General features: G+C 49.5%; 20 protein-coding genes. 3 read left to right on the top strand and 17 right to left on the bottom strand.

Features of this window, described 5'->3' with window-relative positions:
• Positions 1 to 3: 3 nt before the first annotated feature.
• The 15 genes from BN6628_RS08180 to BN6628_RS08110 all read right to left on the bottom strand — a co-directional run bounded on the left by BN6628_RS08180 (position 4) and on the right by BN6628_RS08110 (position 17,642).
• Positions 4 to 1,950 carry a stage V sporulation protein D gene (locus BN6628_RS08180; protein ID WP_068616354.1) on the bottom strand — a complete coding sequence of 649 codons (1,947 nt, stop codon included), beginning with the start codon at positions 1,948 to 1,950 and terminating at the stop codon, positions 4 to 6.
• A gap of 78 nt (positions 1,951 to 2,028) precedes the next feature.
• The gene (locus BN6628_RS08175) at positions 2,029 to 4,287 is read right to left on the bottom strand and encodes a penicillin-binding transpeptidase domain-containing protein (RefSeq protein WP_068616352.1); all 2,259 of its coding nucleotides are present in this window, start codon (positions 4,285 to 4,287) and stop codon (positions 2,029 to 2,031) included.
• A 73-nt stretch (positions 4,288 to 4,360) separates the two neighbouring features.
• Positions 4,361 to 4,729, bottom strand: a complete 369-nt coding sequence (locus BN6628_RS08170) for a hypothetical protein (RefSeq protein WP_068616350.1) — start codon at positions 4,727 to 4,729, stop codon at positions 4,361 to 4,363.
• A 1-nt stretch (position 4,730) separates the two neighbouring features.
• Complete coding sequence (gene rsmH / locus BN6628_RS08165; RefSeq protein WP_068616348.1) at positions 4,731 to 5,705, bottom strand: 16S rRNA (cytosine(1402)-N(4))-methyltransferase RsmH; 975 nt, start codon at positions 5,703 to 5,705, stop codon at positions 4,731 to 4,733.
• Positions 5,706 to 5,789: 84 nt separating this feature from the next.
• Positions 5,790 to 6,227, bottom strand: a complete 438-nt coding sequence (gene mraZ, locus BN6628_RS08160; protein ID WP_068616346.1) for a division/cell wall cluster transcriptional repressor MraZ — start codon at positions 6,225 to 6,227, stop codon at positions 5,790 to 5,792.
• 257 nt (positions 6,228 to 6,484) lie between these two features.
• Positions 6,485 to 7,747: an adenosylhomocysteinase gene (locus BN6628_RS08155; RefSeq protein WP_068616343.1), complete on the bottom strand. Its 1,263-nt coding sequence runs from the start codon at positions 7,745 to 7,747 to the stop codon at positions 6,485 to 6,487.
• A 30-nt stretch (positions 7,748 to 7,777) separates the two neighbouring features.
• Positions 7,778 to 9,409, bottom strand: coding sequence for a bacillithiol biosynthesis cysteine-adding enzyme BshC (bshC, locus tag BN6628_RS08150; RefSeq protein ID WP_068616341.1), 1,632 nt, complete (start codon positions 9,407 to 9,409; stop codon positions 7,778 to 7,780).
• Positions 9,410 to 9,560: 151 nt separating this feature from the next.
• Complete coding sequence (locus tag BN6628_RS08145; protein ID WP_068616339.1) at positions 9,561 to 10,496, bottom strand: ABC transporter ATP-binding protein; 936 nt, start codon at positions 10,494 to 10,496, stop codon at positions 9,561 to 9,563.
• Positions 10,493 to 11,488: an ABC transporter ATP-binding protein gene (locus BN6628_RS08140; protein WP_068616336.1), complete on the bottom strand. Its 996-nt coding sequence runs from the start codon at positions 11,486 to 11,488 to the stop codon at positions 10,493 to 10,495. Before BN6628_RS08140 ends, BN6628_RS08145 begins: the two co-directional genes overlap by 4 nt.
• A 15-nt stretch (positions 11,489 to 11,503) precedes the next feature.
• Positions 11,504 to 12,451 (bottom strand): ABC transporter permease, encoded by a 948-nt coding sequence (locus BN6628_RS08135; RefSeq protein ID WP_068622094.1) that lies wholly within the window; start codon positions 12,449 to 12,451, stop codon positions 11,504 to 11,506.
• A gap of 9 nt (positions 12,452 to 12,460) precedes the next feature.
• The gene (locus tag BN6628_RS08130; protein WP_068616334.1) at positions 12,461 to 13,393 is read right to left on the bottom strand and encodes an ABC transporter permease; all 933 of its coding nucleotides are present in this window, start codon (positions 13,391 to 13,393) and stop codon (positions 12,461 to 12,463) included.
• A gap of 163 nt (positions 13,394 to 13,556) precedes the next feature.
• Positions 13,557 to 15,230: a peptide ABC transporter substrate-binding protein gene (locus tag BN6628_RS08125; protein ID WP_068616329.1), complete on the bottom strand. Its 1,674-nt coding sequence runs from the start codon at positions 15,228 to 15,230 to the stop codon at positions 13,557 to 13,559.
• Between the two features lie 224 nt (positions 15,231 to 15,454).
• Positions 15,455 to 15,844, bottom strand: a complete 390-nt coding sequence (locus BN6628_RS08120) for a DUF3397 domain-containing protein (protein WP_068616326.1) — start codon at positions 15,842 to 15,844, stop codon at positions 15,455 to 15,457.
• 74 nt (positions 15,845 to 15,918) lie between these two features.
• Positions 15,919 to 16,869 carry a ketopantoate reductase family protein gene (locus BN6628_RS08115; protein WP_068616324.1) on the bottom strand — a complete coding sequence of 317 codons (951 nt, stop codon included), beginning with the start codon at positions 16,867 to 16,869 and terminating at the stop codon, positions 15,919 to 15,921.
• Between the two features lie 119 nt (positions 16,870 to 16,988).
• Positions 16,989 to 17,642: an RsfA family transcriptional regulator gene (locus BN6628_RS08110; RefSeq protein WP_068616322.1), complete on the bottom strand. Its 654-nt coding sequence runs from the start codon at positions 17,640 to 17,642 to the stop codon at positions 16,989 to 16,991.
• A gap of 289 nt (positions 17,643 to 17,931) precedes the next feature.
• Here BN6628_RS08110 and BN6628_RS08105 point away from each other — a divergent pair, with 289 nt between their 5' ends.
• Both BN6628_RS08105 and BN6628_RS08100 read left to right on the top strand, forming a co-directional pair.
• Positions 17,932 to 18,168, top strand: a complete 237-nt coding sequence (locus BN6628_RS08105) for a DUF2626 family protein (protein ID WP_068616319.1) — start codon at positions 17,932 to 17,934, stop codon at positions 18,166 to 18,168.
• 174 nt (positions 18,169 to 18,342) lie between these two features.
• Positions 18,343 to 19,419 carry a coiled-coil domain-containing protein gene (locus tag BN6628_RS08100; RefSeq protein ID WP_235847600.1) on the top strand — a complete coding sequence of 359 codons (1,077 nt, stop codon included), beginning with the start codon at positions 18,343 to 18,345 and terminating at the stop codon, positions 19,417 to 19,419.
• On the opposite strand, the gene BN6628_RS08095 is transcribed toward BN6628_RS08100, so the two are convergent.
• Positions 19,416 to 20,693, bottom strand: a complete 1,278-nt coding sequence (locus BN6628_RS08095; RefSeq protein WP_068616315.1) for an ABC transporter substrate-binding protein — start codon at positions 20,691 to 20,693, stop codon at positions 19,416 to 19,418. The genes BN6628_RS08100 and BN6628_RS08095 overlap by 4 nt on opposite strands.
• 417 nt (positions 20,694 to 21,110) lie before the next feature.
• A complete protein-coding gene (locus BN6628_RS08090) occupies positions 21,111 to 22,442 on the bottom strand; it encodes a PhoH family protein (protein WP_068616313.1) in 1,332 nt (443 codons plus the stop codon).
• Between the two features lie 113 nt (positions 22,443 to 22,555).
• Here BN6628_RS08090 and BN6628_RS08085 point away from each other — a divergent pair, with 113 nt between their 5' ends.
• Positions 22,556 to 23,251 carry a YhcN/YlaJ family sporulation lipoprotein gene (locus BN6628_RS08085; protein WP_068616310.1) on the top strand — a complete coding sequence of 232 codons (696 nt, stop codon included), beginning with the start codon at positions 22,556 to 22,558 and terminating at the stop codon, positions 23,249 to 23,251.
• The last annotated feature ends 29 nt before the right edge of the window (positions 23,252 to 23,280 follow it).

The raw sequence follows: 23,280 nt of genomic DNA, 5'->3' as shown, positions 1-23,280 counted from the left end.
ATCTTATTCCTGGTGATTATGATTCGCCTCAGGGTCTTCCCCCATATAAATACGAATAGTTGATCCCCGCTCCACCCTTGCACCAGGCTTCGGCGCCTGATTAATGACAAAGCTGCCGGACCCCGAGCGGGCCAGATTGAAATTCATATTCAAATCCTCATAAAGATCCTGAACCGATGCCCCTACCAGGTCGGGAACCTCGACAATAGGCTGCTCGCCCAGCTTATAATTTTTCGCAAGCTGGTCCTTTCTTGGAGGAATCTTCAAATAATGAAGTGAATCCTCAAGAATATTCTTGACAATCGGCGCGGCGACCACGCCCCCGACCTGGATCCCTTGAGGATTATCCACCGCCGTATAGACCACGATCTGGGGATCATCGGCGGGGGCAAATCCGATGAACGAAACAATGTGCTCACTCGCCGAGTAGCGGCCGTTAATTACCTTCTGTGCGGTCCCTGTCTTGCCGCCGACCCGGTAGCCATCGATGAAGGCCGGGCGTCCAGTGCCAAGCGCAACCACACTCTCCAGAGCGCTGCGCACCTGCTTGGAGGTTGCTTCGGACACAACCTGCCTTACGAATTCAGGCTGCACCTGCTCTACAACCTGGCCGTTCTCCGGGTTCACCCAGGCCTTAGCCACATGGGGCTTAAACAGCTTCCCGCCGTTGATGGCAGCTGATACGGCCGCAACCTGCTGGATCGGGGTCACCGATACCCCTTGGCCAAATGCAGTCGTAGCTAGCTCAACAGGGCCAACCTGGGGAAGCTTGAACAGGATTCCGTTCTCTTCCCCGCCCAAGTCGATCCCTGTCTTGCTTCCGAATCCAAAGTTCCTTATGTAACTGAACAACGACTCTTTGCCCAGCCGCTGCCCCAAGGCGACAAAGCCCGGGTTGCACGAATTCTGAACGACTTGCAGGAACGTCTGACTGCCGTGTCCGCCCTTCTTCCAGCAGCGGAGACGGGCACCCCCGACCTTCACATAACCCGAATCAAAGAAGTGTTCATTTACAAGATCCACCTTCTTCTCCTCCAGGGCGGCTGCAAGCGTAATGATCTTGAAGGTCGAACCCGGCTCGTAGGTCATCCAAATCGGCAAATTCCGGTTATACACCGAAGAGGGATATTCCTGATACTCTCCAGGTTTATACCCGGGCCGGCTGGCCATAGCCAGAATCTCACCGTTCTTGGGATTCATCGCAATCGACCAGGCCCCATTCGCCTGGAACTTGGTCATGGCCTGATCCAGTTCACGTTCCATAATGCTCTGAACATTCTTATCGATCGTCAGCTGCAGATTGAGGCCGTCTCTCGGCTCCACATATTTCTCCGATGAGCCCGGCATAATCCGGCCTCCGGCATCGGACAGGAATGAAATGCTGCCGTTCATGCCATTCAGCTTCTCATCATATTTCTTCTCCACACCGGTCAAGCCTTGGTTGTCGATGCCTGTGAAGCCAAGAATATGCGCACCGAGCCCTTCATAAGGATAATACCTTTTGTTGTCCTCGGCAATGACAATACCCGGCAGACCCAAATCACGAATTTTCTGAGCCTTCTCCATCGTAATTTTGCGCCCGCCGGGTCGTAATTTTACAATCAACTGTCTGGTCTTAATTGCCTTCAGTACAGCTTCCTCATTCATTCCAAGAAGGGGTGCCAGCTTATGAGCCGTGGTCTCGGGAGATTTGATCTGTGCCGGAATTGCCATAACCGTCGGTGTTGTAATGTTATAAGCCAGCGAAACCCCGTTGCGGTCCAGAATCTCCCCGCGTTTGGCGGAGAAGGGAATATTTCTGCGCCATAAGTCCTCGGCCTGCTCCGACAGTTCACTCCCCCTGCTGAGCTGCACGTAAGCAAGCCGGATAACCAATGCTGCAAAAAGCATACAAAGTATCAAGAGCAGCCAGAACAGCCTGCGTCTTATCATCATTCTGGAAATCTTCATGGGCCGACCTCCTGTTCATCCTTGTCCATGATGGCTTTGATATCATGAATATTCAGGACAAACAGGGGTTAGAACAAGCTATCCGGAATCCTTTTGATCTTTATCCTGCCCCTTACTCTTGGAGTCCCCTTGCTGGGTCTTGCCCTTGTCCGAAGATCCGGCACCCGGAGGCTGCAGGGTCAGGGCCACACTTCTCTTTCCTCCGGACTTGGTGACTTTCTGGCTCACCACATAACCCTCACCCTGAGCTGAGACGCTCACCTGCATAATCGTCAGAATTTCCATTGCATCCCGAAGCGACACCCCTGTAAGATCAGGAATATCCATCGTCTTGCTGTCTTCAGTAAGCAGGAATACCCGCTGGGCAGAAGAGAGCATCGTTCCTGCTTTTGGATATTGGCTGATCACTTTGCTGCCCTTACCCAAAGTCTCAAAAGGTATTCCCTTCTTCGTTAAGGTACTTTTGGCATTCTTGAGCGACATTTCTTTAAGATCAGGAGCGGCTACCGCTGTGTCGTTCTGGTCGGCTGACGCCACATTAGATTTGGGAATACCCATGTATTCCAACGCTTCACCCACGATTTTCTTAAACACCGGCGCTGCGGCTGTACCGCCACCAAGGTCCGAATCCTGCGGCTCGTCAATGACAACCAGAACAAGGATCTTAGGATCATTAACCGGAGCATAACCGATGAAGGATACGACCTGCTTCGTATAATCATATCCAGCCTCGCCGTTAGTCTTTGGCTTTACCGCTGTACCTGTCTTACCTGCAATCCGGTAACCTGGAATATAGGCGTGACGGCCGGTACCGATCTTCTGGTCCGAGACCACCTGTTCAAGATAACTGCCAACTTCTTTGGCCTTATCCGGAGAAATCACCTGTCGGACTAATTCCGGCCCAAATGCCATTGGTTTACCCGTTTCCGGATCAATGGCCGGCTTGCCTGTTGCGGGATCTGTGATCTCCTTGATGATATGCGGTTTAAGCAGCTTACCGCCATTGGCGACTGCAGCTACAGCCGCAACCTGCTGGATTGGGGTTACCGTAATCCCGTGACCATAAGTGGTGGTAGCAATCTCAATATCACGCTGCGGATTAACCCTACCCTTCAACTCCTTTGGAAGCTCAATCCCTGTTTTGGTACCAAACCCAAAGTTCCGAATATAATTCAGCAGCTTGTCCTTGCCCAACTTCTCATAACCCAGCTTGACAAAGGCCACGTTACTGGAGTGCTTAACCCCGTCCAGATAACTGATCGACCCCCAGCCATCCCGCTTCACGTCATATAAGGGAGTCTTATACCCGGGAATCTTGATATGTCCCGACATATAATGATCATTCGGATTAAATAAACCTTCCTGGACCGCACCCGCCAGAGTCACGATCTTAAAGGTTGATCCTGGCTCATAGGTTGCCTCAAGGGCAAGATTTCTAAAGCCATTCTGATATTCCGGCTTCCAGTACTCATTCGGGTCAAATGTAGGCATATTCGCCATACCCAGAATATCCATTGTGTTCGGATCGGCAGCAATGATCGTCATACTTTTAGGTTTAAGGCGATCATACGCCTCTTTCATCGCATCTTCGATATAATACTGTATTGTATCGTCAATCGTCAGCTTGATATTACTTCCATTCTTGGGAGCCTTGTAAACTTCATCATCTTTGGACAGCTTGACTCCCTTGCGGTCACTTTCATATTTGATGTATCCGTTCGTGCCCTTCAGCAGATCGTCATACTTCTTCTCCAGCCCGATGACCGCATTTCCCTGCCGATCCATATAACCTAGAACCTGCGCAGCGAGAGTCTTGCGGGGATAATATCTCTTCTGCTCCTCCATCAAGGTGATGCCCGATTCTCTGATCTTTGGCTTGTGCTCACTTATGATCTTGTCTGATAAGGCCTTCACCTTATCTCTTAGATCCTGGCTGATCATCCAACCCTCGTTTCGCACTTCCCGCTGATCAAAGTATTGACCTTTTTCATCCTTGGAGTTGATCAAGTCCTTAATTTCACTTACCGGCTTGTTCAAGAGAGAATGAAGCCCTTCAGCCACTTCATCCTCAAGATTGTATTTCAAAATAACTTTAGGGTTTACCGCCACCGTATATGCGGGAGCATTGGTGGCAAGCTTATCGCCCTTACGGTCGGTGATTTCACCGCGGACCGCTTGAATCGTCTGTTCACGGGACCAATAATTGCTTTGGGCATAATTCTCCCAGAAGGAACCCTCCACGATTTGCAGCCAGAACACTTTGCCTATAATTACAATAAAAAAGAGGGTAACAAGTCCCCCTATAAGTAAAGTCCGAAGTTTTATTCTCTTGTTCATCTATAAGCCCTCTTTATTTCAAAAAATTGTTTAGTTCCAAGTTACGGAGCATCCACATCAGGCTTAAGTTTCTCTATGGTTTCGAATTGGCAGCCTCATCTTTCAATTCTGATGCTCCCAAAGCCTTGGCCGCTTTAGGAATCTCTTCCTCCAGCTGCTGCTTCTTCACTTCCAACACTGACATTTGCTTGTTCAAATTCTTTACGTCGTTGTCCGCCCTGTGAATCTTATATTTCAAATCATACACATGAGCATTCTGCCAAACCAGCACACTGGCCACCGCCACACAGAAGACAACTGTAAGTAAATACAAGAGCTTCTCCGCTACCGGCAGCGGCGCACGTCTCGTTACAACCTTGGTGGTCTCTTTGTATTTCGGTAAAGCCTGTCCACGTGCGGACGTCTTCTCTTTAACTGCCAGGTTCCCCCGTGTATATGCCATATCAGATTTCCTCCGCTAATGATTGCAATTTCTCCGCCACACGCAGTTTGGCTGAGCGTGCCCGGGGATTCTGAGCCAATTCCTCTTCGGTAGGAACCAGCGGTTTCCGGTTAACCAATTTGAGCGTACCCTTTCCGCCGCATACACACATTGGAAAGTCCGGTGGACAAGTGCATTTCTCTACATACTGGGCAAAAATCTGCTTGCAAATCCGGTCTTCCAGCGAGTGAAACGTAATTACGGAGATTCGTCCACCTGGTGCCGCACAGCGTACGGCCTGGTGCAGACTGTCCTCGAATACGCCAAGCTCATCATTCACTGCAATCCGCAGCGCCTGAAAGCTTCGCTTCGCCGGATGCCCACCCGTTCTGCGGGCTGCGGCCGGTATCCCCTGCTTGATCAGCTCCACAAGCTGGCCTGTAGTCTCCACAGGGGTCGTCTGCCGGGTATCGACAATCACCTTTGCGATACGTCTGGAGAACTTCTCTTCCCCGTATTGAAACAGCACACGGGCAATTTCCTTCTCCGGCCACTCATTCACGATTTCCCTAGCCGTCAAATCGGACGAGCGGTCCATCCGCATATCGAGTGGTGCGTCCGCATTATAGCTAAATCCGCGTTCCCCCTCGTCAAATTGCGGCGAAGATACCCCAAGGTCATAGAGGATACCATCAACTTGAGGTATTCCGTCTACTTGCGGTACTCCGTCAATCTCTCTGAGCTTGTCTTCCAAATGGCGAAAGTTGCTCTTCACCAAGGTTAATCTGTCTCCATACGCCGCCAATCTGTCTTTGGCATTCTCGTGAGCCCAATCGTCCTGATCAAAAGCGATCAGCCGGCCACCTGAGCCGAGCTGGGACAGGATCACCGAGCTATGGCCTCCGCCACCTAAGGTGCAGTCCACATAAATGCCGTCCGGCTTGATGCGCAGCCCTTCTGTCGCCTCTTCCTTGAGTACCGTGATGTGATGAAACAAGCTGCAGCCCCCCAAACTTTAAATATACACAGATTCAGCTCTTCATATGGATGGTTTCCGTCCACATTTGTTTCCTTGTTCTCTCTATAGTTCGAAATTAAAGTCAACCAACTTCTCCGCGATTTCGTTGAATGTGTCCTCCGATTGCTGACAGTACATTTCCCACGTATCGCGGCTCCAAATTTCTACCCGGTTAGATACACCAATTACAACGCAATCCTTCTCCAGCTTCGCATACTGTCTTAGGGTAGCCGGTAAATTTACCCTTCCCTGCTTATCCCATTCACATTCAGTAGCCCCTGAGAAAAAGAACCGGGTGAAGGCGCGGGCATCAGATTTCATGAGCGGCAGTGCTTTAAGCTTCTGTTCCATGATCCCCCATTCTTCCTGGGGGTACACGAATAAACACTGGTCCAGTCCGCGGGTAACCACGAAAGAAGTGCCAAGAAGTTCACGAAATTTGGCCGGAATGATAATTCGGCCCTTATCATCAATGCTATGTTGATATTCCCCCATAAACATTGGTTCCGCTCACTCCTTACCTCTTTCCCCCACTTTGCACCACTTTCCACCACTTATAAATAATACTTATTCTCTACTTGCTTGTAAACTCCTTCTGAGCTGATGCAAAAAAATAATGGTAAATTGCGGCACAAAGACCTTGAAAATGAATGAACTCCCTTCCTGCATTCAACAGGAAGGGAGTTCATATCCACTTTTGTAAATGGGCCCACGCCTCGGCGGCATCTCAAACCCATTTTTCAAATATTCATCTACGTTTATTTCCAGCTATCCAGGTACGCCTTCTGCTCCTCGCTGAGCGTGTCAATCGTGATCCCGAGGCTTTCCAGCTTATATCTGGCCACTTGTTCATCAATCTCGTACGGAACATTAATTACTGAGCTGCCCATCTCCTTGTAATGATCATTAACATATTTCAGAGATAGTGCCTGCAGGGCAAAGGTTGTATCCATAATTTCGGCTGGATGGCCGTCCGCAGCCCCTAGATTTACCAGTCTGCCTTCGGCAATCAAATAGACTTTGCGTCCGTCCTTAAGCTTATATTCTTCAATATTCTTACGGACCGTGCGCACCGATACCGCTCTCTCGGCAAGCTCCGGCTTGTTCACTTCCACATCGAAATGGCCCGCATTAGACAGAATCGCCCCGTCCTTGATCACGTCATAATGCTCGCCGCGGATTACAGAATGATTGCCGGTTACGGTAATGAAGAAATCGCCTACCTTGGCTGCTTCCAGCATCGGCAGAACCTCAAATCCATCCATATGGGCTTCAACCGCACGGATCGCGTCCACTTCCGTAACCACAACCTTCGCGCCAAGCCCCTTGGCCCGCATAGCTACACCCTTGCCACACCAGCCGTATCCGACAACGACTACGGTTTTACCGGCTACCACAAGGTTCGTGGTGCGAATCAAGCCGTCCCATGCCGATTGCCCGGTTCCATACCGGTTATCGAACAGGTATTTGCAGTAAGCATCATTCACCGCAACCATCGGGAACTTAAGCGTCCCCTCTTTCTCAAGCGCCTTCAGGCGGATAATGCCGGTTGTTGTCTCTTCCGCACCCCCGCGAATCGTCTCAAGCAGGTCCGGGCGCTCAGAGTGAAGCACCGACGCAAAATCACTGCCGTCATCAATAATAAGATCCGGCTTGGTCTCAAGCGCTTTGATAATCAGCTGTTTGAACTCGGCCGGGTCCGGATTATACTTGGCGAACACCGTGATTCCGTCTTCGACTAGTGCTGCACACACGTCATCTTGGGTGGACAGCGGGTTGCTTCCGGTAATCGTTACTTCGGCACCCCCGGCTTGAACCACCTTCGCCAGATAAGCCGTTTTCGCTTCAAGATGAAGACAGATCGAAACTTTAAGCCCCTTAAATGGCTGCTCCTCTTCAAATTGCTTACGTACACGGTTTAGTACCGGCATGTGGGCTTCCACCCAATCAATTTTCAGATGGCCCTCCGGAGCCAGGGAGAGATCGGTGATGATGCTGTTCTGAATGGCTTTAGTCGTCACTATGGGTTACCTCCACGTCTATTGAGTTGGTTACAGCTGAATTAAGCGATGCCCGCCTGAAATCTCATACGGAACCTGTATGAGCTCATGAATCCAATCTTTACCGTATTTATTTAAATAGTAGTATACATTAAACACACGCTCTTGCAGCTTTCCCAGAGGGAACAGGGTCTGTCCGATACAATCCCACTGCCTCAATGCCGCATCGTTAGCTTCCTCTACTGCAAGCTTGGTCCGCCGGCGGAGGAACTCGATCTGCTCCGCAATCTTATCCTGGTTAGCTGCACCTAACCGCACAAGTCCGCGCTGAATGGCGCCAAGCTCCTCAATAAAGGGCTCATATAGAGCCTCAAAAGACTTCTTGACCTCATCAAAGCGGGTGTCCACATCAATCTTGATCTGAGCGGCCAGCCAAGCTTCCCGCTTCTCAGCTAAACGGTCCTTTACGTCGGTAAAGGTCAATCCGTATTTGTCCATGTACTTCTGAACCGTACCATCCGTCACCGTAAAGGACATCCTTGGCAGAAGCAGCGGCATCTGCAGTCCCAACACCTTAAAGGCTGCCCCGGTAAGCGCCCAGTAAGCGATCTCCCCGGCACCCAGCACCGTACCGAGCACCGGAAAAAGAGAGTCCTGCATCAAAGGACGGGTCAGCACATTGTTGCTGAAGCGTTCGGGATAAAGCCGCAGCTGCTCCAGCAGATCGGTTCTGGAGAAAGAAACGAGGCCTTTGCGGTCCTCGTACCTCCCCTCCCTCTTGAACAACAGAAGCCGCTCCTCTTCATGTATGTAAAACAGGTTCGCGCCATCCTCGGCAACCTCCGCCTGTGCAGCAAAGCCCAGTTTCCCGGACAGCTCCGCCGCCTCCTGATAAGCCTGCCCGAGCTCATCGTTATTTATAATGAGCCGTTCAAACACAGCCTGCTCGGCTTTCCTGAGTCCGGGGTCCGAGGAGTCCAACAGGATCAGTCCGTACCTGCCGAACCACAATCCCAGCAGCTTCGCAAAAAATTCAGACAGCGTGGCTGAACGCGAGGCTACCCCTCTTACCTCTTCCAAGAGATCCGCTTTATGCTCGCTGTCCGGCAGCAGCTCCGCCAACTCCCGGATTGCTTCGTTCCAGGTACCCGGATTCACCTTTGTCTGGCCTACCTGAGTCCGCTTCTCGTCTCCTTTGGTAATGCGAATTCGGTTCACCTCAAGCTCCCCGGTCAGCACATAAGCATGATTCGCCTCTTCCCAGTCATGATCCTCGCCCGCAATCCAGAAGATAGGCACAACTGGCCGGTCAAGCCGCTTCGCAGCCTGTTCCGCTGCTTGTATAATGGTGATCGCCTTATATATTACAAGCACCGGCCCAGTGAACAACCCGGCCTGCTGGCCTCCCGTGATAACCAAAGTTTCCGGCCGCTCCAGCAAATCCAGCGCAGCAGCCACTTCGGGAGAAGGATTATGCCGGCGGTTAAATTCCCGCAGGACCTCCACAACTGCCTTGCGATCCACCCGGGTCTCCCCTGAACGGTCAAGCCATGCCGCCCGCTCTGTCCAACTTGCATCCTGTCTTGCATCATTTGTATATAACTGCCGAACGGCAGCATAGTCCGTTACCAGCGCTTCAGCCAGCGGCTGCTGCGATGGCAGCGGTTCAGATATCACATTCATGGGATATAATCCTCCTGTCTGTAGCCCATTCCAGCCCTACTTGATTGTACTCAACTTTGATGATCTCCGTCAAAAGAAAACGGAAAAACCGCCGACACTAATCATACCACTCTATAACCTTGGGTGGAATGATGGTGTGGCGGTTTTTTTATTATGAAGGCATAGCGACCCAGTGGCCTGGATTCACTTCAACAAGACGGGAATTTTCCAGATTAAAGATGTCTCCGGCAGCAGACCCTTCCTTGGCCGAGTGTATCGGCCCTGAACCATGATCCTCCAGCAGAATCCGCTGCTTGTTCGCTTCAATCTCCGGATCGGGTACCGGGATCGCCGAGAGCAGCGTCTTCGTGTACGGATGCAGAGGATTCGCGTAGAGCTCCTCGCTCTCCGCAAGCTCGACCACTCTGCCCAGGTACATGACCGCCACCCGGTTACTGATGTGTTTGACCATGGATAGATCATGGGCAATGAACAGATAGGTAAGACCAAGCTTCCTCTGCAGATCCTGGAGCAGGTTAACTACCTGGGCCTGAATGGACACATCCAAGGCCGAAATAGGTTCATCACAGATAATAAATTTCGGGTTCACCGCAAGCGCCCGTGCAATCCCGATCCGCTGGCGTTGACCCCCGGAGAATTCGTGAGGGTACCGTGTGGCATGGTCAGGATTAAGACCCACCATATCAAGCAGCTCCTCAACCCGTTTCTTACGCTCCTTACGGCTTCCGGCCAGGTTATGGATATCCAGGGCCTCGCCGATGATATCCGTAACCGTGAATCTCGGATTAAGGGAGGCATAAGGGTCCTGGAAGATCATCTGCATGTCGCGGCGCATCGCTTTCATTTTACCGGGAGACAGCTTGTAAATATCTGTTCCATTAAATTTTACGCTTCCCGCCGTAGGCTCATACAGCCTGAGGATCGTACGGCCTGCTGTGGATTTACCGCAGCCAGACTCCCCTACAACCCCCAGTGTCTCGCCTTCTTGAATAGAGAAGCTGATATCATTAACAGCCTTCAGCACATTGCCTTTACCCAGGTTGAAATACTTCTTAAGCCCTTGGACTTCAATTAAAGGTTGACTCATGATGATTTCACCTCCTGCGCCATAGGATGGTGCAGCCAGCAGCGGGACATATGGGTGTCACTCTCATGTGTTGGAGCCGGGTCGATATTCTGACACACCTTCATCGCATGCTCGCAGCGGGCTGCAAACGGGCAGCCCACAGGCGGTTTGATCAGATCGGGAGGTGTTCCAACAATCGGAATAAGCGGTTCATCCTTGCGCTGATCAATTCTGGGCAGGGAGCGGAGCAAGCCCCGGGTATACGGGTGCTGGGGATTTTTGAAGATCTCCATACTTGTTCCGGTCTCCACTACTTCCCCCGCGTACATAACGATGACCCGGTCAGCCATGCCGGCCACCACACCGAGATCATGCGTAATCATGATAATCGAGGTGCCAAAACGCTTCTGCATGTCCTTCATCACACCAACAATTTGAGCTTGTATAGTAACGTCCAGCGCGGTCGTTGGTTCATCCGCGATCAGGAGCGCTGGCCGGCAGGCCAACGCAATCGCGATCATCACCCGTTGACGCATGCCTCCGGAGAATTCATGGGGATATTGGTTAAAGCGGGCTTCCGCATTCTTAATGCCAACCAATTTGAGCATTTCTATTCCTCTTTGCTTCGCCTCGGCCTGTGCAAGGTTCTGGTGCTTGATCAATCCTTCAGTAATTTGCTTGCCTACTTTAATTGTAGGATTGAGCGAGGTCATAGGGTCCTGAAAAATCATTCCGATATCCTTGCCACGGATTGCTTCCATTTGTTTATTCGTCTTGGCCAGCAGATCCTGGCCGTTAAATATAACCTGACCTGACTTAATCTTCGAGGGCGGTGAAGGAATCAGGCGCATAATCGTCTGAGCGGTTACACTCTTACCACTCCCGGATTCACCTACTATGGCAACCGTCTCCCCCTTGCCTACCGCGAAATTCACTCCTCTTACCGCTTTCACCTCTCCACCGCGGACAGAGAAAGACACATGAAGATCTTTAACTTCTAAGATCGGTTCCATTCCTAAGGTCACCTCCTACTTCTTCAATTTAGGGTCAAGCGCATCGCGCAGACCGTCTCCAAATATATTAAATGCAAGCATCGTCAAGCTGATTAAGAGAGCAGGAAACACCATGCGCCAAGGGTACAGCATCCAGCCTGACAAGGAAGCGCTGATCATAGATCCCAGGGAAGCAACAGGCTCCTGCACACCAAGCCCCAAGTAGCTTAGAAATGCTTCGGAGAAGATGGCATTCGGTACCGACAGGGTCAGGGTTACAATAATCGGACCCATAGCATTCGGGAGCAGATGACGGAACAGCAATCTTCCTGAACCTGCCCCCATGGATCGGGAAGCCAGCACATATTCTCTGCTCTTGAGCTGCATAATCTCCCCGCGAACGATCCACGACATGTTGATCCAACCGGTTATCGTCAGGGCCAGAATAATGGTGCCAAGGGACGGTTCAAAAACAACCAACAGCAGGATGGTGACGAGCAGATAAGGAATCGCATATAAAATTTCTGCGAATTTGTTCATAACCTCATCTACACGTCCGCCGAAGTAACCCATAATGCCTCCGTAGATTACCCCGATCATAAGATCAATCAATGCGGCGGCCAGTCCAACAATCAGGGAAATTCGGGCTCCCATCCAAGTCCGCACGAACATGTCCCTTCCCAGATCGTCTGTACCGAACCAGTGAAGTGAGGATGGCGGTTTGTTCGTATTCATGAGATCGTTCGTCTGGTAATCAAACTTGGAGATCATCGGGCCAACGATAGCCATAAGAACAACGAGTGCCATTACAATCAGCCCGGTCATCGCCAGCTTGTTGGAACGCAGGCGCTCCCATGAATCCCGCCAAGCGGAGAGACTCTCGCGCTGAATCACTTCTGACTGCTTCTCATCTTCCCCCATCTTCTGGAAATCCTCAGCTGTCAAATTTGCGGCGGAGGCTTGCGGAATTAGCTCATTCTTCATTTCCAACGGTTAGCCCTCCTTTCTGTTCGACAATTTAATACGAGGATCTACGAATACATAGGCGATATCCGTTAAGAAACGGGCAAGCATCAGAATCACGCCATAGAATATGGTCACACCCATAATCAGTGTGTAATCACGGTTGCTGATACTGGATACAAACACTTTCCCAAGGCCGCCGATTCCGAAGATCTGCTCAATAACAACCGAGCCGGTGATGATGTTCGCCGTCATCGGTCCCAAATAGGTGATAACCGGCAGAATCCCGTTGCGGACAACATGCCTGAACAGAATGGCTGCCCAGTTCAGCCCTTTGGCTCTGGCCGTCTTAATGTAGTCGGCATGCAGCACTTCCAGCATGCTGGAGCGGGTCAGACGGGCAATGAATGCAATCGGCTGCGCGGCAAGCGCCGCAACTGGCAGAACATAGTCGAGTGGTCCATTGAAGCCCATGACATTGAAGATTCCTGCCTTCTGCGCAAACACGAACTGAAGCATGGAAGCAACTACAAAACTTGGCACCGCGATTCCAAGTACGGCCAGTACCATCGCCACATTATCAATCAGCTTGCGGTGATAGAGAGCTGCAAGAAGTCCCAGAAGGACGCCCACGATTACAGAGACTACAATCGCTACGAGACCGAGCTTCAGGGAAGCACCGAAGGTATCCGTAATCAGACCGGTCACTTCTTTGTTCTGCATTTTCATGGAAATCCCAAAGTCGCCTTGGGCGATATTCTTCAGATACTGTCCGTACTGAACGATAAGCGGCTTGTTGAGGCCATACTGCTCCATTAGACGTTCCCGGATTTGAGGAGGCACCTGCTTCTCAGACATAAACGGATTTCCCGGGATAGCCTTCATTAAGAAGAAGGTGGCTGTAATTAGAATAAGCAGAGATACCAACATATATAGAAACTTACTGGCAATATACCGGGCCATAACAGCTGTTCACCCCAATCTTCCTTGTATAGTTCTAAAAAAGTTCTCCAACTGAAACAAGATATGGAAAAGACTCCTTGACACAAAAAATCGGGATATATATAGAGGATCAGTTCCTCCATATACACCCCGAAGCCATCATTTAGTTATGACAGGATTACAATTAATGTTCCATCAGCTTAACACGAGTGATGTCGAGCTGACCGGCGTAGTCTACAATAACATCCTTCACGTAAGGTTTTACCAACTGAATATTGGTATAGTAGTAAATCGGAAGAATAACCTGATTGTCCTTGATAAGGATGTTCTCCGCTTTCTTCATCGCTTCATTACGCGCTTTGTTGTCGCTGTTTGCGTAAGCTTCTTTGACAAGTTTGTCATACTCCGCATTCTTGAAGCCGGTATCGTTATTGCCGCTAGTTGATGTAAACAGGTCAATAAAGGTCATCGGATCATCGTAGTCAGCACCGAATCCGGCACGTGCCACTTGATAGTTCAAGTTTCTACGGTTCTGCAGGAAGACGCCCCACTCTTGATTCTGAATCGTAACTTCTGCGCCAAGATTCTGTTTCCACATGTCAGCAATGGCCAAGGCCAGCTTCTTGTGATTGTCATTTGTGTTGTAAATCAATGTGATTTTAGGCAGCTTCGTAAGTCCAGATTCCTTCAGACCTTCCGCAAGCAGGGTCTTGGCTTGATTAACATCTTCATTGCCAAGTACGGAATCCGGATTCTCAGCGCGATATTCTTTATCCACGCCTTTGATTCCTGGTGGCACCAGTCCAAATGCTGGAATTTGATTGGCTAGCGTCACATTCTCAATCAACGCCTTACGGTTGATGGCTTTAGTGAAGGCCTGGCGGATTTTCACATTATCAAAAGGCTTGGCAGTTGTATTGAACAGATAATAGTACGTTGATGCAATTCCCTTGATCGTCAGTTCATTAGGCGTCTCGGATTTCAAGGAAGCAATTTGATCTGTAGGAATCTCACCGATAGGTTGTCCCGCAAGATCAAGCTGTCCGCTCTTATAGCTGCTTACTTCCGTTGCCGCTTGGTCAACGATAGAAGCGGTGATTTTATTCAGAGTAATATCCTTGGCATCCCAGTACTTGTCACTCTTATCTACTTCCAAGGACTGTCCTGTAGTCCAGTTTGTTAATTTAAACGGTCCGTTAGAAACTAAAGTACTAGGGTCAGTTGCCCATTTCGGGTTGTTCTTAACAGACTGATGAACAGGATAATACGTTGTGAAAGAGGTTAAACCCAGGAAATACGGGGTTTCATTCTCCAAAGTAACCTTCAGTGTTTTATCATCAATCGCTTTTACACCAACTTGGTTCGCATCCGTAATCTTCTTCTCATTGTAAGCCTGAGCATTCTTGATATAGTATAGCTGGTATGCATAAGGAGGAGCTGGCACTGTCGCAGGGTCGAGCACCCGTTTCCATGCGAATTCAAAATCCTTGGCGGTTACCGGATCACCATTGCTCCATTTCGCATCGCTACGAATGTGGAATGTATATTCCTTCCCATTCTGCTCCCACTTCTCTGCAACGCCTGGAACAACGTTTCCGTCCTTATCCTTTCGGGTCAAGCCCTCAAACAGAGTTCTGAGCACAGCACTGGATACATTATCCTGGGACTGGGCCGGATCCAATGTAGGCGGTTCCGAAGCCAGGTTGATATGGAAAGTTTGATCTGCGGCAAGCGTGGTATTTTGACTACCAGCATTACCTTGGGATGAGTTTCCAGAATTACCATTCCCACAGGCTGCCAGCACGGTACTGAAAGCAAGTATAAGTGTTACAACAATAAGCAGTCTCTTTCTGTTCATCTAGCTGTCTCCCTTACTTCGTTGGTGTTGTGTTCTCGATTATACAACCACAGGTCAAAAAATCATATTGGTAATTGCTTCTTGAGAATTGGGGTTTAAAGAAAACAAAAAAAGCATATCGATTTGGATATGCTTTAATTTAGGTAATTTTATTCATTTTTGAATTGTAAAAAATGGACTTTACTTCCAGTTTTGCATTTACACCTATATAGATTATGTCTTACTTACACACCTAATATGTATGGAAAAAAACCAACAATCATAAAAACAACATAACTCAAGCCTGTACCAAGAAAAGCCAACCGCCAGACCGCCCTCAGCAGCCTTCTCATATCCACCTGACCCTTCATCCGGTTCTGGGCCCCTCCAATAAGTCCACCGACAATGAGCAGAACAAGAACGATCAGGTAAAAGCCGAATCCGGAGGCAAATATCTGGTTAAACAACGCGGATACGGAGAAAATCAAAAACACGGTGGTCACATCCACCGCAAGAAGCAGGGACTTCTTCTTGTTTCTCTTACCACTGCTTAAATAGTGAATAAAGAATACCAGCAGAAATGGAATCACCGGCATCACACTAAAAAATATAAACGGAGCAAGCAGAATGTTCATGCTTTACACCTCCCGGATAATTTAGCCAGGCTTTATGGAGGAAGGTCCGGCGCAGCTGTCAATTACAATTACAATTACATTGCCGAGACCAACCGCCAGACAAGCTCAAGCGTTGGAGCCTGTATTCCCCTCGCTTGTGCCAGCTTCACCAGATAGCCGTTGATCTGATCAATCTCCGTAATCTCCCCGGACAGAACGTCCTTAAGCATGGAAGACGTATTGCTTGATGTGGACCTGCACACCCCCAGCACCTGCTCCTCCATGTCTGGATCATATTGAATCCCATATTCGTCATATATTCTCAAGGTCTCACGAACCAGGCTCAGAAGGAGGCCTCTCCTCATCTCCGTAGCGAGAAGCTCCCCATTAGGAACTCTCCAAATTGCGGTAAGCGGATTAATAGCAGCATTAATCAGCAGCTTGCGAAAAATTTCCTTATCGATGTCATTCGACAATACCGCAGGAATTCCTGCCGCGGTCAGCCTTCCAACCAAAATTTCAGCCGATTCCCGCAGGCAATCTGACATAGGTTGTCCACCAGGAAGCCCGATCCGTGTCTGCCCTTTCCCCGCACGGACGACGGTGCCATAACCGGTTCGGCATGCCCCTTCCGTCGTCAAGGCAGCCAGTACCTGCTCTCCCCCAAGCGCCTCACTTAGCTGCTGTACGTGCCCGACTCCATTTTGGAAACAAATAATGCCCGTCTTTGGCCCTTTCAGTGCTTTAATTCGTGCGAAGAGCTGCTCATTCATATGCCTCTGTTTGGTTGTGACAAACAGCCAATCCGGCCAGCCGCCCTCATCTGGATCATATAATTCCATTGAGCTGCTGACACCCACATGAAACCGGCCAGGCGGGATCAAGGTCTCCGCACCCTCAGCCGTTTGAAGTCTCACACCCTCTCTGCGCAAAGCCTCTGCCTGTCCTTCTCCCCGTGTCCAGAAGCGAACCTGTACCCCGGCCGAGCACAGCGCAGCCCCAAACAACATCCCTAACGCCCCTGTTCCTATAATGTCAACTCTCATGCTCCTCAAGCTCCTTTCGCCCTTATTTTCTCCTATACTCTTTATACCAAATCAGGACATTACACCGCATCACAAAAAATCCCCGTCCTTCTGGACGGGAATCTTGTTTTGTACAAATCCTATTCAATTCGTTCCAGGTTTCCGTTAGCATCCATCTTAAACCGGGATTTTGACTCCTCATCCTCTTCGTTCAAGAAGGCAAGCCGGCGTGCCCGGTCCATAATCTGAATTAGCGCTTTGTAATCATCATTTACAACTCTGTAGTCGGTTTGGACCTCATTCACCTGCATGGATAATCTGCGGTTCTCTTCTCTTAATGCAGAAATCTCTTCTTCCTTATCCCTGATTTTCTTTTCTAAGGATCTTAAATGACGACCGCTGTCCTGAATCGTATTTTTCCATTGGCGCAAAAAGCGGATTACCGCATCAATGGATATCGTTTCTTCGGAAACCCCTTCATTTTTGTACAATCCCTCTTCCAAATCTACGGAAGCAAGCGATGCCATAGTGCCTGAGCCTACCAGCGGAGCTTGTTTCTTAAGATAGTTTCTCTTCTGGCGCTGGGCTTTGGCAATCTGAATAGCGGCCTCGTATTTCTTGCGGACGCAGCTGTTCCATCTAAACCCGCAAGCAGCCGGTGTTCTCGAGATTTTCTCCCCAACTTCTTCAAAAGCAGTCAGCTGTGTGCTTCCTTCACGGATATGGCGTAGTGTGACCTCAGCCAATATTAGGTCATCCTCTGCACTCCATGCGTCTTGTCTTACTGCTGTCATGCGATACAAACCCTCCTAACGACATCCTAATATAACCGTCTTCATAAACCGGTAGTCCGGCGGCCTGAATAAGGTAAAAAAGCTGCTTAATCCATTCCTATGCCTCTCTTAGAGTTCATAGAATCTATTTGATACTAAAATGTATTTCCAAAAATCTAGCTCGTCATACCTCTAAGCTCCGAAAACGATCCTCTTATTTCTGGTTTCTCGTTTACACACCCCACCAATTTCGTTATAATGTATTTAGAAAAATGAGGTCGCTTACATACATACGAGAGGGGGATTAATCATGGCACGCATGTTCCGGGTGCTTGGTTTCTTCACATTAGCCATCGGGCTTATGGCTTACGCCGGGAACTTGATCGAAATGGCCCTGCTATTCTTCTTGCAGACTGCTTTTTTCGTCATTTTCGGATATTTGAAATTTACGGAAAGAACGTATATCCTGCTGTTCTGGGGATACATGATCGTCACATTTACCGGCTTCAGCTATTGGACGGTATTTAAAATGGGCTTGCCGCTGTAAATCGGCTATGCCTCTAAGATCATCTAAAGGTGATTCGGCTGCGGCCGGGTCACCTTTTTTTAGCCCTACCAAGCCTATTTCAGGGTGCTCAGACATATAATCTTATATGCTTTTACATATAGATTCTGAACCAATGAAATGACCTTGATACAGTATACTAAGGAGAGGATCCCATTGTTACGCCGTTTTATTATCTGCAGCAGCCTGGCTGTGTTCTTCTCCGCTGTCATCCTTTCCTATCCTGTCCTTGCCGAGCCTTTGTCTGAAGAAACTCAGAAGATTCTGGAGAAAAGTCTTTCGATCGTGGAAATTGACCGGGAAATCAGCAAGACTGAGGAGCAGCAGCATCAGACTGAGCTGGATCTGCAAGTCCTCGATCAGGAGCTTCAGTCCAAACAGCTTCAGATCACAGAAAGCCAGTCCCAGACTGACGAGCGTATTCGCGCCTATTATATGGGGGAAAGAGAAGATTTGTTCGCAGCCCTGCTCTCCGCGGAAAGCATCAGCCATTTTATTTCTATTCTTGATTATATGGATATGATATTTGAAAGGGACCACGACATTCTAACCGACTATCAGAATGCCTACCGCAGCCTTGCTCAGACCAGAACCCAGAAAGACCAGGCGCTTGCTGAGCTGGCCGAGCTGAAGGCTAATCTTCTAACCCAGCGTGAACGTGTCCAGAAGCTTCAGGCCAGCATTGACGGATCGCTTAAGGGCCGTTCGGATGCCGAGAGATTGAAAGCTCTGATTGCCGAAATGAGTGCCTATTGGAACAACGTGGGCTTATATGAAGTGAGGCGTCATTTCAAAGCTCTAGCCTCTGCTATGACAGACCTTCCGGATTTTCTAAAGGAGAACGGAAACCAAATCACTGCCTCGGGGACCAACTATACGATTACGATTAAGCAGGAAGATTTGAATACTTTCCTGAGATCCAAAGATGAGCTATTCAATCAGTTTGCCTTTTCATTTGAGGACGGGAAGATTATTGCCGAAGGGAAGCGCGACTCGCTGCAGCTGCGGGTGGAAGGCCACTATACCATAGAGAATGAACCTCAGAATTCTATCCAGTTCCATGTGGACAAGCTTGTATTCAATGGCCTTGTGCTGCCGGATACAACCTGCCGTGAGCTTGAAGAGGATTTTGACCTTGGCTTCTATCCGAAGCTGATCATTCCGCTTGTTGAGGCAACCGAAGTCTCCCTGAAGCCTGGGGTCATGACTATAAAATTAAAGCTCGCCCTTTAAGGGCGAGCTGCATGGTTCAATTTTGTAAATGAAGCCATGAAAGACTCCATCTTTCCCGTACCATTTAAATAAGCCGAAGCCTCAGCCGAGAACTGTGATAAAAGTTCAGGAAGCTTCGCATCAACCGGCAGCGCGCCGGATTTGCCCCGGTTCTGAATAGCATTAAGCCATGCCTGCAGCTCCTTTAATCTGGTATCCTGATACAGCTCCTTCATTGCAGGAAGCTTGTTTCCTTCTTTATAAGATGAGATTTGCTGCTCCGGGGAGGTCATCACAGTAATCCATGCCCCTGCGGTCTTAATGTGCTGGCTTTGGGCGGTCAAGCTATAACTCCTGCCTTTCAGCCAGAGCATTCGGACTCCATCAGCTGACGAGGGGAACTCAAGCTTGAGCGAAGGATTGTCGTCCGCATCAAAAGTGGAAGCCGGGGTTACATACAGCAAGATTTCCCCGCGCTCCATTTTGTCCCAAATCTGATCTCTGGCCGCCTGGTTGTCCGCTGCTGGAAAAAAGCGGTTTCGGAACTCGGCCACATGGGAGAAGGCGCTTTTCATGCCAGGTGTTAGATGAAAATCCTCATCCTTCTTGGAGTTCATACTCAGACCCATACGCCACAAAAGAGAGAGATCCGCATAGGGATCACTCATATTCAGCGCTACCCAATCCGCGGTCTGATTACGCTTCTTGAACCTGCTTGCAAGCTCGGCCCACTCAGCCTGAGTCTGGGGAAGCTGTTTGAATCCCAGTTCCTGAAGCCGGCCTGGCGAATAAATGATCACGTAAGGATCGTGATCCTTGGGAACACCCCAAAGGTACCCGTTCCACGTATTCTGATTAAGTGAAGTACTCAGCGAATCTACTCCTGCCTGGCCAGAATAATAAGATTCCACCGGCAGAAGATATCCTCTGGAGGCAAATTCCCTGACCCAGGCATTATCCAGCAGCAGGACATCCGGGGCCTCTCCCAGCTCCAGGCTGGTTTTATAAGTCTGATAAGCCTCTTTCTCTTCGATATTTACAAGCTCCACTTCCAACTGGTGCTTTATCATAAACTGCTCATTCAACTTATTCAGCCGGTCGAATTCCTCAGGCTCCATCGAGACCGCAACCCGGATGCTCCCCGTATCCTTCTCCGCCTTCTGCTTAGGCTGAGGCACAAAGCCAGTTCCCCCCTGCCGCTCTTGCTGGGTCAGTGCAGACTCCTCACCCGGTGACAAGCTGATCAAGGCAAGCAGCAGAACAGCAAAAAGCACCCATTGGTTTCTTAGCTTCACAACCTGATCTTCCTCTCGTGCCCTTAAGTTTGCATTCCTATATAAAATGAACTTGTGAAGGTTACCCTTTTGTGGAGCTGCGATGATGCCGAGTGTTCTTACAACCCTGTTGTCTCCAAAATGCTTGAACTAGATATCAAAGTAGGGACATTTCGGAGACCAAGGCGGACGCTCCGCTTCTTCAGAATCACTCGGGATCGAAGCTGAGATCGGTTAAATTCTAAAGTTAATTTTATATAGTTGTATTGTAACAAATTCCCTGCGTCTTTGTCCCTATTAATGTAAAACAGTCTTCCTTAGCAAAAAATTCAAGCCCAAACAGCACCATCTCGTTAAGCGAAGGTGCTGTTCAGTCTTCCTATTCACACAATGAACCGGATCATCCTGGTCATAACGGTTATCAAGAATTTCTTATCGCTACAGCAAATCCGCCGCCACCTGCGCGAGCTTAGAACGTTCCCCTTTCTCAAGGGTAATATGTCCGCTGATGCCTTCCTTCTGGAACCGCTCAACCAGATAGGTTAGTCCATTGCTTGACGAATCCAAGTAAGGATGGTCGATCTGCTCCGGATCACCTACCAATACGATCTTGCTGCCCTCACCCACTCTCGAGACAATCGTCTTCACTTCATGACGGGTTAAGTTCTGGGCCTCATCTATAATGATGAACTGGCCCGGGATCGACCGGCCACGGATGTAGGTTAACGCCTCCACCTGAATACTGCCGAGTCCCATCAGAATTTTATCAATATCACCCGCTTTCTTGGTATCGAACAGATACTCCAGATTGTCATAAATCGGCTGCATCCAAGGCCGCAGCTTCTCTTCCTTCTCGCCTGGCAGATAACCGATATCCTTGCCCATAGGCACGACCGGGCGGGCGATCAAGAGCTTTTTATATTTGTGCTCATCCTCGATTTTGAGCAACCCAGCGGCAAGGGTGAGCAGAGTCTTACCTGTTCCCGCCTTGCCTGTGATCGTCACAAGAGGAATATCATCATTTAGAAGAAGCTCAAGCGCCATGCGCTGCTGTGCATTTCTGGCACTGATGCCCCAGACCGGCTCATTGCTCATATACAACGGCTCCAGTTGGGTAACATCCTCGTTCACCTTCAGCAGAGCCGATTTCCCGGTTCCCATTTCATCCTTCAAAATGACGAACTCATGCGGGTATAGGGCGAAATTCAGACCCAGCGTGTGAATCTGCAAAGAACGGTACGTGTAGAAGTTATCGATAATAGAAGGATGAACCTTAATATGTGAATACCCTGAATAGAGATCACCAGGACCTGCAGTCCGGTCGGTTAGATAGTCCTGCGTAGGAACCCCAAGCACATCCGCTTTGATACGGACAAGCACATCCTTGCTAACCAGGATCACAGCTCTGGGATTCAACGACTGCTGCTCCTCTAGATGATAGTTCAGCGCAACCGCAAGAATGCGGTTATCATTCGTGACCTCCCCGAACATTTCCTGTACTTTAACAAAGCTCTTGTGATTCAGCTCCACCTTCAAAGTTCCACCTTGATCCAAGGTTACTCCGCTATGAAGCTGCCCTTTCTCCCTTAGTCCATCCAGCAATCTGGATACCACCCGGGCGTTCCTCCCGATCTCTTCCGGGTTGCGTTTCTTGGAATCAATCTCTTCCAGAACTACAGCAGGTATAACCACTTCATGCTCTTCAAAGGCAAAAATCGCATTGGGGTCGTGCAGCAATACATTCGTATCCAGGACAAATATTTTTTTCATCTTTATCCCCTCCACCGCGGTCTTTGCAGCCTGTTCATTCACATACATATTTTTCTTTCGGCTCGGGTAGCCTAAACCTACAATCAGAGATTACCCGAAAGGAAGGAACATTCATGCGAACATGGCTGTGTCTACTATTAACGGCACTACTGCTTTCAAGCTGCGGAACACCAGCTAATAAGAATGCATCACCCTCTCCTCAGAGTCAAAAGGGAAATAAGCCGCGTACACTTAGCAATGAGCAGACCGGAAGAAACAACATACAATCTAACCAAACTCAAAGCGGATTACCGCTTCAGGCACATCTTGAGTCCATTGCCAACCGGGTTCCAGGGGTGAAAAGCGCCCACTGTGTCCTATTTGGAAATACCGCTGTAGTGGGCCTCGATGTGGACGGGAACCTGGACCGGTCCAAGGTCGGAACCATTAAATATTCCGTAGCCCAAGCTCTTCGGAAGGACCCTCACGGGGCGAATGCCATTGTGACAGCCGATGTTGACTTGTCACACCGGATCGCAGACATCAACAAGAGTGTCCAGCAGGGTCATCCCCTCTCCGGCTTCGGCAATGAGCTGTCTGACATTATCGGCCGTATCGTTCCTCAGCTGCCCCGTGACGTTGCCCCTGCCAAGCCACCGGAAGGAGACCTCCGGACGAAGGGCAACTCAAGCTCCGTTCCGCCGGGTAACGTGACTCCGAGGAAGCAGAATACACCTACAGGAGACCACGTTACTCCTCGGCATCGGCAGACTCCAAAGATGAAACATCAAACAGGGACCACGGAATATACCCCGGCAGAGCGTCCATAGATTGTCCCAAATGAACAGAAAAGCCCGGT

Source organism: Paenibacillus tuaregi, from assembly GCF_900086655.1.
Lineage (GTDB): Bacteria > Bacillota > Bacilli > Paenibacillales > Paenibacillaceae > Fontibacillus > Fontibacillus tuaregi.
The sequence above is the reverse complement of the archived record's forward strand: the minus strand, read 5'-3'. Positions and strand labels throughout refer to the sequence as shown.